The following is a 12,698-nucleotide window of genomic DNA, read 5'->3' on the forward strand; positions in this document are numbered from 1 at the left end:
TGTTTGGAATTATTGGGGCAGCAGCGCGCGTGCCTGTTGCTGTTGCGCATAGAGCGCGCGGAACAGCTGCAATCGCTGTTGCAGCACGGCGCCGCGTGCGGCATCCGGCTGATAACGCGCCTGTAGCGGCGGTTTAAGACATACTTCATTTTCTGCGCCGCCAGCGGCCAGCCACGCCAGACGCGCGGCACCCAAGGCGCCCGAGGCGCTGGCAGGATGCGTGACGATCGGCAGCTGAAGCACATCAGCAATCAGCTGCGCCCACAGCGTGCTGCGCGCCCCGCCGCCGGTCAGACTGCACTGCCGAATCTGCCGCTGTGCATCACCGAGCACCGCGAAACCATCAGCCAGACCAAAAGCCACGCCCTCAATTACCGCATAGCCAAGTAGCGCACGCGGCGTTTCGTGGCGCAGATTAAAGAAAGAGCCCGAAGCATCAGGATCGTTGTGTGGCGTGCGTTCGCCGGAGAGATACGGCAGGAAAACTGGCGCATAGCGTCGCTGTTCCTCGCTGAGTTGCGCCATCTCATCCATTAGCTGGCTTTCCGTAACAGACAGTAAATTGCACAGCCAGCGCAGGCAGCTGGCGGCACTGAGCATCACACTCATCTGATGCCAGCGTCCGGGCAAAGCGTGGCAGAAGGCGTGAACGCCCGATTGCGGATCGGCCCGTAAACGATCGTTAACCACGAATATCACGCCAGAAGTACCGAGTGAGATAAAGGCATCGCCCGGATTGACCGCGCCGACGCCCACCGCCGAGGCCGCATTATCGCCGCCGCCGCCCGCCACGCTAACCGACGCCGATAAACCCCAGAGAGTTGCCAGCTCGCTCTTGAGCGTGGCGCTCACTGCGCTGCCCTCGACCAAATCCGGCATGTGGGCGCGCGTCAGTCCGGTGATGGCTAACAGTTCGTCGGACCAGTCGCGCTGTGCCACGTCAAGCCACAGCGTGCCCGCCGCATCAGAAGGTTCACTGACAAACTGTCCGGTCAGGCGCCAGCGCAGGTAATCTTTTGGCAACAGCACTTTGTCGATGCGCTGGAAAATCTCCGGCTCATGTTCCGCCACCCAACGCAGTTTTGGCGCGGTAAAGCCTGGCATGATCATGTTGCCACTTAGCTGCATCATTTCCGGATGTTGCGCACTGAGCGCTGCACATTGTGGTGCGCTGCGCGTGTCATTCCACAGGATGCATGGACGCAGCACTTCGCCTTGCGCATCCAGCAATACCGCACCGTGCATTTGCCCTGACAAACCGATGGCACGGATCTCACGCCAGGCCTGTGCGTCCTGCTGGCGCAATTCGGCGAGGACGTCACCGCACGCTTGCCACCAGCGCTCGGGATCCTGTTCAGCCCAGTGCGCATGCGGACGCTGTACATTAAGCGTGGCGTGATGGGAGGCAACAATATCGCCCTGTGCGTTGATGATCAGCGCTTTGAGTTCCGAGGTGCCAATATCAATTCCAAGATACATGATGCGCTCCTTACACCGCGGCCAGCGTGCGTTCCGGCTGTTTCAGCCACTGCTGCAGGTCTGCTACGGTGCGCGTCATCAGCGCATGAAACGCCTTGTCCTGTGCCAGTTCGCCAAACAGCGCACTATCGCTCAGGAAAGCGGTAAGTGCATCGGGACGGCTAAACTGCTGACGCAACGCATCCGTCTGCAACACGCCATCCTGATAGGTGTAAGGCAGGTCATCATTAGCCCAACGTTGCAGGAACAGGAAGAACAGCGCAGGCAGCACGGCAGTCGCCGCCGGTTCTGCCCCGCGCTGATAGCATTCGCACAGCGTTGGCGTCACCATGCCGGGGATTTTCGACAAACCGTCCGCGCCAACACGCTGATTGGTGTCTTTGATAAAGGGATTGCTGAAACGCGCCAGAACCACATCGCGATAGTCGGCCAAATCCAGCGGGCTTGGCGACAGCGATGGCATCACATCCTGTGTCACGTAGTCATAAGCTAATTGATAAATCGCCGGCTGACGCGTGCTGTCATCAATGTGATTGAGACCAATCAGCGTGCCTGCCCAGGCAATTGCCGCATGCGTGGCGTTGAGAATGCGAATTTTCGCCTCTTCCCACGGCAATACCGATTCCACCAGCTCAACGCCAACCTTCTCCAACTGCGGGCGACCGGCAATGAAGTCATCTTCAATCACCCATTGAATAAAGGATTCGGCCATTACCGCCGCACCATCATCTTTACCCGTGGCGGCTTTGACGCGCTCAGCCACCTCGGCGGTTGGCCGCGGCGTAATGCGATCCACCATGGTGTTTGGCGACGTAGTATTTTCTCGCACCCAACTCGCTAATGCGTTGTCGCCTTTGGCCGTAAGAAACGTGAGGAAGCCTTGACGGAAGCGTTCGCCGTTATGGCGCAGGTTGTCACAGTTGAGCAGCGTGACAGGCGCACCACCGTTGGCCAGGCGGTGCATGAGAATGCGCGCCAGTGCGCCATAAATCGTGCGGATGTCGCCGTTTATATCGGCCTGCACATCAGGCTGCGTGAGGTCGAGTTCGAAATTAGGCGTTAAATAGTAACCGGCTTCGGTGACGGTAAAACCTATCACGCGGGTTTCACTTTTCGCCCCCTGCTCAACCAGCGCGCTGATGTCGCTGTCCCACGGCAGAATTTTGCGCAGTGAAGTGATGGTTTCGTAATCACGTTCGCCTTCTGGTGTCACCGTCTCCAGCACATATTCGCCATTTTGCGCAGCAAGTTGTTTCAGCAGCGGTGCCGCATCGTTACGGATATTACCCAGCGCAATGCTCCAGCTCTCATCGCCCTGCTCGCGCAATTTATGCAGATACCACGCCTGATGCGCTCGGTGGAAAGAACCTGCGCCGATATGCATCCACACTGATTGATTGGTCATCTTCGCCTCAAAATAAACATTTGCCAAAGTTAAGGGCATTTGCCCGATTTCATTTAGCATAGTGCGTGCGACGTCGATCGTTCTGCGAGCCAAATCACAATTAATACTTTTGCTCAATTTTAGGGCTTTTGCTCAATTAGCACATGTTCCGCATATCGCGTTAACATGGCGCACCGGTTTTGACGGAACAGCGCGATGAGCAGAGAAGAGAAAAAACAAGAACTGGCAGCACGTGCGGCCTGGATGTATTACGTGGCGGGCGTGACGCAGCAGGAGATTGCACGCGCATTAGGATTGTCACGTCAGGTGGCGCAGCGTTTAGTCTCCAGCGCGCGTGAAATGGGCATGGTGAGCGTAAAGATTGATCATCCGGTGACCCATTGTTTGCATCTGGCGAGCGACGTTCAGGAGAAGTTTGGCCTGCAACTATGCCGCGTGGTGCCTTCCGCCAACCTTGATGATGACGCCATCCAGCAGATGCTGGCGGTAGAAGGTGCGGCAGTAATGGCGCAATACATCAGCGAGGAGCAACCGCAGGTGTTTGGCATTGGTTCCGGTAAGACGCTGCGTTCGATGATTGATGCGCTTCCCTGGGTTGAACGACCGCAGCATCAGTGCGTTTCGATGATTGGCGCGATTGCGCGGGATGATTCGGGCACGCGCTACGATGTGCCACTGAAGATGGCGGAGAAGATGCAGGGCAAGTATTTCTTCATTCCTGCGCCACTGTATGCCGACACGCCGGAAGATAAAGCGATGTGGATTCAGCATCAGGTTTATCAGCGCGTGACGTTACGCGCGTTGCAGGCCCATGTCGCTTTCGTTGGCATCGGTGAAGTGCAGCCGGGCTGCCCGCTGCATGCCGAAGGTTTTATCACCGATGCGCAAGTTGCTGCGCTCAACGCACGCGGCGTGGTCGGCGAAATGCTCGGACACTTTTTCAATCAGCAAGGCGAACGCGTGTTGGGGGAAACCGATGAACTGCTGACGAGCGTGTTGCTCGAGAGCCAGACGCAACGCCAGATTATTGGCTTCGCCGGCAGCGAGCGTAAATATCCGGCGATCCGCGCGGCGCTGCAGGGCGGCTGGGTGTCAGGTTTGGTGACGGATGAGGATACGGCGCTGAAGTTGCTGCGGGAGTAAAATGTGCTGGCTGTCCCCCATCCCGGCCTTCCCCCGCCAGCGGGGGAAGGAGACGCTGCCACATGCAGCATCAGTACGCACATATTGCAGCATCTTCCTCCCCCATTTATGGGGGAGGACCGAGGTGGGGGACAGCGTGCACAGAAACTACTTCAACGATCCCTTTAAAAACTGCTGCAAGCGCGGGCTTTTCGGGTTTCCGAACAGCTCATCCGGCGTGCCCTGCTCTTCAATTTTGCCCTGATGCAGGAAGATCACGTGATTAGAGACGTGACGAGCAAACTCCATCTCGTGTGTTACCACCACCATGGTTTTGCCCTCTTCCGCTAGCTTCTGCATGATGCGCAGCACTTCGCCGACCAATTCTGGATCGAGCGCAGAAGTGGGTTCGTCAAACAGCAATACTTCTGGCTCCATCGCCAACGCACGCGCAATCGACACGCGCTGCTGCTGGCCACCAGAGAGATGCACTGGATACTTGGCGCGCGCCCGCGCATCAATGCCGACTTTATCCAGATACTTAATCGCACGCTCACGCGCTTCTGCCTTGCTCAATCCCAGCACCTGAATCGGTGCTTCGGTGACGTTATCCAGCACCGTCATGTGGCTCCACAGATTGAAGTGCTGAAATACCATGGTGAGGCGCGTGCGCAGCATACGCAGTTGCTCTTTGTTAGCGACTTTGAGTTGACCATCAGTGTCGCGCACCAAATTGATTTGCTGATTGTTAACCACAATCGTGCCTTCACTCGGTTTCTCGAGGAAGTTAATGCAGCGCAAGAAAGTACTTTTCCCGGAACCAGACGAGCCAATAATGCTGATCACATCGCCAGCATTAGCCTGCAGCGATACGCCTTTTAATACTTCATGTTCACCGTAACGTTTGTGCAGTTCGGTAACGCTTAATTTATTGTCAGCCATAGTGATACTCAATGCGATGAAGAAGGTTTTACGTGCGCCAGGAAGCGTTGTTCAGCCTTGCGGAACAAGCTTATCAGCCCGTAAGAGATAATCAGATACAGCACCGCAGCGATGCCGAACGCGGTAAACGGCTGATAGGTGGCCGAGTTGATATCGCGCGCGATTTTTAACAGGTCCGGCACGGTGGCGGTAAATGCCAGCGCGGTGGAGTGCAACATCAAAATCACTTCATTGCTGTACGCCGGCAGTGCGGTGCGCAGTGCCGAAGGCAGAATGATGCAGCGATACAATTTAAACGGCGAGAAGCCATAGGCGCGGGCCGCTTCGATTTCACCGTGCGGCACCGAGCGAATTGCACCGGCAAAGATTTCGGTGGTATAGGCGCAGGTATTCAGCGTGAACGCCAGCAGCGTACAGTTAAGCCCGCTGCGGAAGAAGGCGTTGAGCAGTTCAGTACCTTTCACCACTTCCAGCGTGTACATGCCAGAGTAGAACACCAGCAGCTGCACATACAGCGGCGTGCCGCGGAACACGTAGGTAAACAGCCATACCGGCGTAGAGATAAAGCGGTTGGAGGAGACGCGGGCAATCGCCAGCAGCACGGCAAGCGAACCGCCGATCACTACCGAGATGATCAATAACCACAGCGTAATCGCGATGCCGGTAAAACGGTAACCATCGGTCCAGAGCAGCTGTTTCCAATATTCCTGAATAATCTCAATCATAGCTCTGCCCTTTTCACACCCACCGTGTAGCGACGTTCAAGCCACCACAGCACGCCGTTCGACAGCGTGGTAAACACCAGATAAATCACACCCGCCACAATGGCGAAGTAGAACGGCTGCCAGGTGCTTTTTCCGGCCAGCTGCGTGGCTTTCACCACATCTTCCAGACCCAGCAGCGAGACCAGCGCCGTGGCTTTAAGAATAACCTGCCAGTTGTTGCCGATACCCGGCAGCGCAAAGCGCATCATGGCCGGGAACAGAATGCGACGGAAGGTTTGTAAGCCGGTAAAACCGAAAGCCGTTGCCGCTTCGATTTGCCCTTTTGGCACGGCGAGAAATGCGCCACGGAAGGTTTCAGTAAAGTAAGCGCCGTAGATAAAGCCGAGCGTAATGATACCGGCGACCATCGGGTCGATATCAAACTGTGCCAGTCCCAGCGCGTCGGTGATCATATTCAGGACGATCTGCAGACCGTAGAAGATCAGCAGCATCAATACTAAGTCGGGTACACCGCGAATTAAGGTGGTGTAGCCTTCAAACAGCATCGCCAGCGGGCGACTGCGGGAGAGTTTGGCGCCAGCGCCAATTAAGCCGAGCACCACTGCCAGCAACACCGAACTGAGCGCCAGCTCCAGCGTCACAAGGGTACCCTTGAGGATTACTTCGGAATAGCCATACAACATGATTCAATCCTGTCGTGAGGAAAATGTAAAATTACCGTCTAGTGCAAAAAACGGCACTGACCAAGACATTCGAGTCGCAGGAAGGCGGCAAGTGTATGAATTCCCGGGAGCTTACACAAGTAAGTGACCGGGATGAATACACGAAGCCAACGATCCTGCGGCTTAAAGGGCTAAAGTCAGGAGACAGAACTGTTAGTCGCCGTACACGTTAAAATCAAAATACTTCTTAGCAATCTTGTCGTAAGTGCCGTCTTTACGCATTTCGCCAAAGGCTTTATCAATCGCCGCCTTCAAGTCTGCGTCATCTTTACGCAAACCCATACCGGTACCGACACCAAAGATTTTGTCGTCCTTCACTGCTGGGCCCGCAAAAGCATATTTTGCGCCAACTGGCTGCTTCAGGAAGCCTTCGCTCGCCTGCACTTCATCCTGGAACGCGGCATCAATACGGCCGGCGTTCAAATCCTGATACACCAGATCCTGGTTAGCGTAAGGCGTAACGGTGACCCCTTTTGGCTGCCAGTACTCTTTTGCATAGGTTTCCTGCGTAGTGCCTTGCAGCAGACCAATATTTTTGCCTTTGAGCGATTCAATGGTTGGCTTCAGCGTGGAGCCTTTTGGCGCCACTAAGCGAGCATTCGCCGCGTAGAGTTTTTCAGAGAAGTTGATCTCTTCCTGACGCTTTTCGGTGATAGAGAGAGAAGAGATGATGGCGTCGATTTTCTTCGCTTTCAGCGACGGGATCAGCGCATCGAAATCACTTTCCACATAAGTACATTTAGTCTTGATACGCTTACAAATTTCGTTCGCCAGATCGATATCAAAGCCCACCAGCTGGCCTTGCGCGTTCTTAGATTCGAATGGCGGATAAGTCGGGTCAGTTCCGATGCGCAACGACTGCGGCACAGCGGCGAAGACACTCGCGCTGCTTGCCATTGCCAGCATCAGAGAAAGAGCCAAAACTCGCTTTTTCATAGGTAACCCTCAAGTGAAGTGCTTATTGTTATGTGGTGCGTGATGTGTTGGTTTGCGCTGTAAGATGTGCACATTTCATGCCAGTTCTGTGAATCGGCTAAACGCTGCGCAAGCGCACTAAATACTGCGCCCGTGAGCGGCGCAAGCACTTAGTTTGTGAGGGAAATATAACAGCGGTGTGAGGAAGAAAAAGCGACATTGTTAACTTTTGGTGCACAAGATGCACGAAGAGTGATCGCGCACGCGAATTTGCACACCAACAGTGCATTAATGCACCATTATGCGCCACTCCAGCGCGTGAAAAGATCTTCTGGCAGCTCAATATCGAACTGATCGAGCACGCGATTAACCGTTTGATCGACTAAATCGCCAATCGATTGGGGACGGTGATAGAACGCCGGCACCGGCGGCATAATCAGTGCACCTAGCTCAGCTGCCGTGGTCATCATGCGCAGATGTCCTAAATGCAGCGGCGTTTCGCGCACGCACAGCACCAGCTTACGCTGCTCTTTTAACACCACATCAGCGGCGCGGGTCAGCAAACTGTCGCTGTAACTGTGGACAATGCCTGAGAGCGTTTTCATGGAGCAAGGAGCAATCGCCATACCGAGGGTTTTGTAAGAACCGGATGAGATGCTGGCGGCGATATCGCGTACGTCATGCACCACATCGGCCATCGCTTGCACCTCACGCAGGCTGAAATCGGTCTCCAGCGCCAGCGTTTGCCGCGCCGCGGGACTGACCACCAAATGGGTTTCCACTTCCGCCAGCGGTTGCAGCACTTGCAACATGCGCACACCATAGATCGCGCCGCTGGCGCCGGAAATTCCAATGATCAGTCGTTTCATCATTTAGCCTTGCTCGTTCAGATTGCGGCAATGATAGCGGCTCGCTGAGCAAAAATACAAAAACAAACAGGGCGGGATTGCGCCCGCCCTGCTTTTACTCTGTCACCACGTTCGGCTTAGCCTTCGTTGTGCAGCTCCAGGCCTTCTACTTCTGTCTGACGCGCGATGGCTTTGGAATCGTCATTACGCAGCGACTGCAGATACTCAAGGTACTGTTGATCGACATCTTTAGTGACATAAATGCCGTTGAATACCGAGCACTCGAACTGGGCAATATCCGGATTCTCTTCGCGCACGGCTTCGATCAGATCGTCCAGATCCTGGAAAATCAACGCATCGGCTTTAATCAGCTGGCGAATCTCTTCCACTTCACGCCCGTGCGCAATCAGTTCCGTCGCGCTTGGCATGTCGATGCCGTAAACGTTCGGGAAACGAATTTCCGGTGCTGCTGAAGCCAGGTAAACCCGTTTCGCACCGGCTTCACGCGCCATTTCGATAATCTGTTCCGAAGTGGTGCCGCGCACGATGGAGTCATCCACCAGCAACACGTTCTTATCACGGAACTCAGCGCGGTTGGCGTTCAGCTTACGGCGTACCGCGCTGCGACGCAGCTGCTGGCCCGGCATAATGAAGGTACGGCCAACGTAGCGGTTTTTCACAAATCCCTGACGATACGGCTTGTCGAGGATACGCGCGATTTCCAGCGCGATATCGGTTGAAGTTTCCGGAATCGGAATCACCACATCGATATCCAGATCTTCCCACTCGCGGGCGATTTTATCGCCCAGCTTGGTGCCCATGCGCACGCGCGCGCTGTACACCGAAATTTTGTCGAGGAACGAATCCGGACGGGCAAAATAGACGTACTCGAACAGGCACGGGTTGGTTTTCGGGTTCTCCGCGCATTGACGCGTAGAGAGCTGGCCTTGCTCGGTGATGTACACCGCTTCACCTGGTGCCACGTCACGGATGAATTCGAAGCCCAGCGTATCCAGTGCGACGCTTTCCGACGCCACCATGTATTCAGTGCGGCCATCGGCGATCACGCGCTTGCCCAGCACGAGCGGACGAATACCGTTTGGATCGCGGAAGGCGACCATACCGTGTCCGATAATCATTGATACCACTGCGTAAGCGCCGCGCACCTGCTGATGCACCGCCGCCACCGCAGCAAAAATGTTGTCAGCTTCCAGCGGATAGTGCTGAAAACGGTCCAGCTCCTGCGCGAAGATGTTCAGCAGGATTTCGGAATCAGAGGTGGTATTAACGTGACGGCGACCCGTTTCGAACAGCTGTTTACGCAGTTCATGGGCGTTGGTCAGGTTGCCGTTATGCGCCAACGTGATGCCATAAGGGGAGTTCACGTAGAAAGGCTGCGCTTCAGAGGCGCTGGAGCTGCCTGCCGTTGGATAGCGCACGTGACCAATCCCGATGTTGCCCTGCAGACGCTGCATATGGCGTGCTTCGAACACATCGCTGACCAGACCGTTAGCTTTACGCAAACGGAAGCAGTTAATAGCATCGATGGTACAAATGCCGGCGGCATCCTGCCCGCGGTGCTGAAGCACCGTTAACGCGTCATAGATTGACTGGTTTACTGGCATGAAACCGGTGATACCAACAATACCGCACATATTGTCATTTCCTCATTAGCCGCACTCCCGATGGTGTCACCGGGGTAAAAAACTCGACGTGCTTTTCAGGTAATCGAAAAACCACCTGATGATGTAACTGAACTGGGGAATGAGTTGCGACTGTTGCCAGTCAGGACTTTTGGAAAAGCCGGTGAATGTATCGAGAAAGAACAGCATAGCAGACACGATCAGCACGCCACGCAACGCCCCGAAACAGACCCCCAACACCCTGTCGGTTCCCGACAAGCCAGTTTTTTCAACCAGCGAGCCGATCACATAGTTCACGATGGCACCCACAATCAGGGTGGCAACGAATAACACCGCGATAGCGATGCCGTTGCGAACCAGTTCGTCGTCAAAACCCGTAAACCAGACTGCAAGGTAGGCGTAATAATGACTGGCGACAAAAAACGCACATCCCCAGGTAACGAGAGATAAGGCTTCCCGGACAAACCCACGAATCAGGCTGACCAGAGCCGAAAAACCAACTACCGCAATAATGACGTAATCAATCCAGATCATGAACTCTTCCAGCCCAGTGCTATCGCACCCCTGCATCCAGTTCGGGGCGCATTCTAACAGAAAAAGAAAACGTTTGCGTAGGGTTTTCCGGTTCTGTTTCCGCAAAAAGGGCGATGAAAAAAACTTTCCTCGCCCTGTGTGTTATCAGCGATTTAATCCACTGATATTTAATAATTTTATTGCCGCGCTTCGCTACAAAATTTTTGTAAAGCCGCGCCTTTTTCTGCCATCGGCGCGGCTTATCAGCGCTTTATCGCGCGCTATACGGTTTCACCACGCCACCGAGGCCGGAGATACTTTGCAGTTCGCTCAGCGAACCTTGCAGCTTCGCTTTATTGGCATCCGGACCGACATAAATACGGGTGATTTGTCCCTGCACCGGCGTGGACGGCACGGTGAAGGCGCGATAACCAGAGAGACGCAGCTGCGCCACAATCTCGCTCACTTTTGCCGCGTTCTTCAACGCACCCAACTGCACAACAAATGCCTGACCGGCTGGCGCTGCGGGTTCGCTCTGCTTCGGCGTTTCCACCGGTTTAGGCTGTTCCACCAGCTTCGGCTGCTCAACCGGTTTCGGCTTCGGTTGCTCAACCGGTTTTGGCTTCGCTTGCTCAACCGGCTTCGGTTTCGGCTGCTCGACCGGTTTTGGCTTCGGCTGTTCAACCGGTTTCGGTTGGATTTGCTGATGCACCGGCGGCGGCGTTACCACGCTTGGCTCGCTATTCTGCGTCGGCTGGGCGCTGCCATTAGTGGCAGTTTTACCCCCGTTTTGACTCTGCGCCGCACCTGCCCCTTCTGGCGGCTGTGCGGGTAGAGGTTGGGTTACCGGCGGCACCATTTCGCTATCCTGCTGATCGTCCGGTTTTGGCACCAGCGGAATCGCCGCGAACTCTTCTTTATAATGCTTTTTCTTTCCGTCCAGCAGGCCGGGCAACACGATGACACCGATCGCCACCAGAATGACCGTACCGACTAAGCGATTTTGGAACTTACTTGCCACTGCCGTTCTCCGCTGCCATCGATTCCATAACCTGCGCTACGGTGTGAAAAGAGCCACACACCAGAATCACATCTTCGGGACGCGCCTGCTGACGCGCCGCTTGCCAGGCTGCATCAACGTTGCTGTAAGGCACGCCGCCATCCACATGCGCCAGCAGCTCATCGGCTGAGGCACCGCGTGGGCCATCAAGCGGCGCGCAATACCAGCGATCAACCTGCGGCGCCAGCGCCGCCAACGTGCCCGCGATATCTTTGTCGTGCAGCATGCCAACCACCGCATGCACTTCCCCGCTGTGCGCCTCTTCAGCCAGACGCGAAGCCAGATAGTAAGCGGCATGCGGATTGTGCGCCACATCGAGAATCACGCGCGGCGCTTCGCTGACGGTCTGGAAACGTCCCGGCAGAATAGCCAGCGGCAGATGCTGACGAATAATCGCTTCGCTTACCGTCAAACCTGACGCACGCAGCGCGGTAAGTGCGGTCGCAGCATTGGGTAACGGCACCTGCGGCAGCGGTAAATCACGCAGTTCACCGTGCGCATCCTGCAACGTCCAGCTGGCGCCGGTTTGCTGCCATTGCCAGTCGCGATTACGTTGCAGCAGCACGGCGCCCTTCTCAGCCGCGACCTGCGCGATGGTACCCGGCATGTCGGCTTCACCGACTACCGCCGGTTTACCTGCGCGGAACACCCCGGCTTTTTCCCGGCCGATGCTTTCACGATCCGGACCGAGCCAATCGGTGTGATCCAGCGCAATGCTGGTGATCACCGCCACATCGGCATCGACAATATTGGTTGCATCAAGACGTCCGCCAAGGCCGACTTCCAGTATCACCACATCAAGATTGGCCGCGCGGAACAGATTGAAAGCCGACAAGGTGCCGAACTCAAAGTAGGTCAGTGAAATGTCATCGCGTCCGGCTTCAATCGCGGCAAAACTGGCGCTGTGCTGCGCCTCATCCAGTTCTGCGCCCTGCACGCGTACGCGCTCGGTGTAACGTACCAGATGCGGCGAGCTGTAGACGCCCACGCGATAGCCCGCAGCAATCAGCAACGTTTCCAGCGTGCGGCAGGTCGTGCCTTTGCCGTTAGTGCCGGCGACGGTGAAGACAAAGGGAGCAGGTTTGAGCAGGTCGAGGCGAGCAGCGACGCGTTGAATACGATCCAGGCCTAATTCAATGGCCTGAGAATGCAGGTGCTCAAGATAATGAAGCCACGTGGCCAAAGGCGACGTGGCTTGAGGAAGAGAATTATCCATGTGTCCCGTTCTTAATAAATACACATCATCCTTCAAGCTGCAGCGGCGTTGGCTGCGTTCATTCACCCCGGTCACTTACCAAAGTCAGCTCCCGGGGATGCATTCACT

The 12,698-nt window shown here is 55.6% G+C and carries 12 protein-coding genes; 1 reads left to right on the top strand and 11 read right to left on the bottom strand.

All coding sequences use genetic code 11. The annotated features are described in order from the left end of the window. Positions 1-9: 9 nt before the first annotated feature. Together xylB and dalD are read right to left on the bottom strand one after the other, a co-directional pair. Positions 10-1,479 (bottom strand): xylulokinase, encoded by a 1,470-nt coding sequence (gene xylB, locus ACRQ84_RS09055; RefSeq protein WP_483817797.1) that lies wholly within the window; start codon positions 1,477-1,479, stop codon positions 10-12. A gap of 10 nt (positions 1,480-1,489) precedes the next feature. After that, a complete protein-coding gene (gene dalD, locus ACRQ84_RS09060; protein WP_483817798.1) occupies positions 1,490-2,884 on the bottom strand; it encodes a D-arabinitol 4-dehydrogenase in 1,395 nt (464 codons plus the stop codon). A gap of 195 nt (positions 2,885-3,079) precedes the next feature. Here dalD and ACRQ84_RS09065 point away from each other — a divergent pair, with 195 nt between their 5' ends. Beyond that, positions 3,080-4,027 carry a sugar-binding transcriptional regulator gene (locus tag ACRQ84_RS09065; protein WP_064739342.1) on the top strand — a complete coding sequence of 316 codons (948 nt, stop codon included), beginning with the start codon at positions 3,080-3,082 and terminating at the stop codon, positions 4,025-4,027. Between the two features lie 147 nt (positions 4,028-4,174). On the opposite strand, the gene hisP is transcribed toward ACRQ84_RS09065, so the two are convergent. The 9 genes from hisP to folC form a co-directional block, all read right to left on the bottom strand. Continuing rightward, the gene (gene hisP, locus ACRQ84_RS09070) at positions 4,175-4,948 is read right to left on the bottom strand and encodes a histidine ABC transporter ATP-binding protein HisP (RefSeq protein ID WP_483817799.1); all 774 of its coding nucleotides are present in this window, start codon (positions 4,946-4,948) and stop codon (positions 4,175-4,177) included. Positions 4,949-4,956: 8 nt separating this feature from the next. Further along, the gene (locus ACRQ84_RS09075; protein WP_008105190.1) at positions 4,957-5,673 is read right to left on the bottom strand and encodes an ABC transporter permease; all 717 of its coding nucleotides are present in this window, start codon (positions 5,671-5,673) and stop codon (positions 4,957-4,959) included. After that, positions 5,670-6,356, bottom strand: coding sequence for a histidine ABC transporter permease HisQ (locus ACRQ84_RS09080; protein WP_483817800.1), 687 nt, complete (start codon positions 6,354-6,356; stop codon positions 5,670-5,672). Before ACRQ84_RS09080 ends, ACRQ84_RS09075 begins: the two co-directional genes overlap by 4 nt. Positions 6,357-6,548: 192 nt before the next feature. Beyond that, positions 6,549-7,331, bottom strand: coding sequence for a lysine/arginine/ornithine ABC transporter substrate-binding protein ArgT (gene argT / locus ACRQ84_RS09085; RefSeq protein ID WP_064739345.1), 783 nt, complete (start codon positions 7,329-7,331; stop codon positions 6,549-6,551). A gap of 278 nt (positions 7,332-7,609) precedes the next feature. Further along, entirely contained in the window at positions 7,610-8,179 is a 570-nt protein-coding gene (locus ACRQ84_RS09090; protein ID WP_064739670.1) for a UbiX family flavin prenyltransferase, read from the bottom strand. A 116-nt stretch (positions 8,180-8,295) separates the two neighbouring features. Next, positions 8,296-9,813 carry an amidophosphoribosyltransferase gene (gene purF, locus ACRQ84_RS09095; protein ID WP_064739346.1) on the bottom strand — a complete coding sequence of 506 codons (1,518 nt, stop codon included), beginning with the start codon at positions 9,811-9,813 and terminating at the stop codon, positions 8,296-8,298. A gap of 36 nt (positions 9,814-9,849) precedes the next feature. After that, the gene (gene cvpA, locus ACRQ84_RS09100; RefSeq protein ID WP_064739347.1) at positions 9,850-10,335 is read right to left on the bottom strand and encodes a colicin V production protein; all 486 of its coding nucleotides are present in this window, start codon (positions 10,333-10,335) and stop codon (positions 9,850-9,852) included. Between the two features lie 250 nt (positions 10,336-10,585). Beyond that, entirely contained in the window at positions 10,586-11,335 is a 750-nt protein-coding gene (gene dedD / locus ACRQ84_RS09105) for a cell division protein DedD (RefSeq protein ID WP_483817801.1), read from the bottom strand. Next, positions 11,325-12,590 carry a bifunctional tetrahydrofolate synthase/dihydrofolate synthase gene (gene folC / locus ACRQ84_RS09110; RefSeq protein ID WP_483817802.1) on the bottom strand — a complete coding sequence of 422 codons (1,266 nt, stop codon included), beginning with the start codon at positions 12,588-12,590 and terminating at the stop codon, positions 11,325-11,327. Before folC ends, dedD begins: the two co-directional genes overlap by 11 nt. Positions 12,591-12,698 lie beyond the last annotated feature (108 nt).

Origin of the sequence: Pantoea sp. E2023-21, assembly GCF_051302795.1 — a bacterium.
In the GTDB taxonomy this organism is placed as follows: domain Bacteria; phylum Pseudomonadota; class Gammaproteobacteria; order Enterobacterales; family Enterobacteriaceae; genus Pantoea; species Pantoea ludwigii_A.

Coding starts and splice junctions, on each gene's coding strand:
- folC (WP_483817802.1), bottom strand. CDS start 12,590: ATGGATAATTCTCTTCCTCAAGCCACGTCGCCTTTGGCCACGTGGCTT.
- ACRQ84_RS09075 (WP_008105190.1), bottom strand. CDS start 5,673: ATGATTGAGATTATTCAGGAATATTGGAAACAGCTGCTCTGGACCGAT.
- purF (WP_064739346.1), bottom strand. CDS start 9,813: ATGTGCGGTATTGTTGGTATCACCGGTTTCATGCCAGTAAACCAGTCA.
- hisP (WP_483817799.1), bottom strand. CDS start 4,948: ATGGCTGACAATAAATTAAGCGTTACCGAACTGCACAAACGTTACGGT.
- ACRQ84_RS09080 (WP_483817800.1), bottom strand. CDS start 6,356: ATGTTGTATGGCTATTCCGAAGTAATCCTCAAGGGTACCCTTGTGACG.
- ACRQ84_RS09090 (WP_064739670.1), bottom strand. CDS start 8,179: ATGAAACGACTGATCATTGGAATTTCCGGCGCCAGCGGCGCGATCTAT.
- xylB (WP_483817797.1), bottom strand. CDS start 1,479: ATGTATCTTGGAATTGATATTGGCACCTCGGAACTCAAAGCGCTGATC.
- cvpA (WP_064739347.1), bottom strand. CDS start 10,335: ATGATCTGGATTGATTACGTCATTATTGCGGTAGTTGGTTTTTCGGCT.
- argT (WP_064739345.1), bottom strand. CDS start 7,331: ATGAAAAAGCGAGTTTTGGCTCTTTCTCTGATGCTGGCAATGGCAAGC.
- dalD (WP_483817798.1), bottom strand. CDS start 2,884: ATGACCAATCAATCAGTGTGGATGCATATCGGCGCAGGTTCTTTCCAC.
- ACRQ84_RS09065 (WP_064739342.1), top strand. CDS start 3,080: ATGAGCAGAGAAGAGAAAAAACAAGAACTGGCAGCACGTGCGGCCTGG.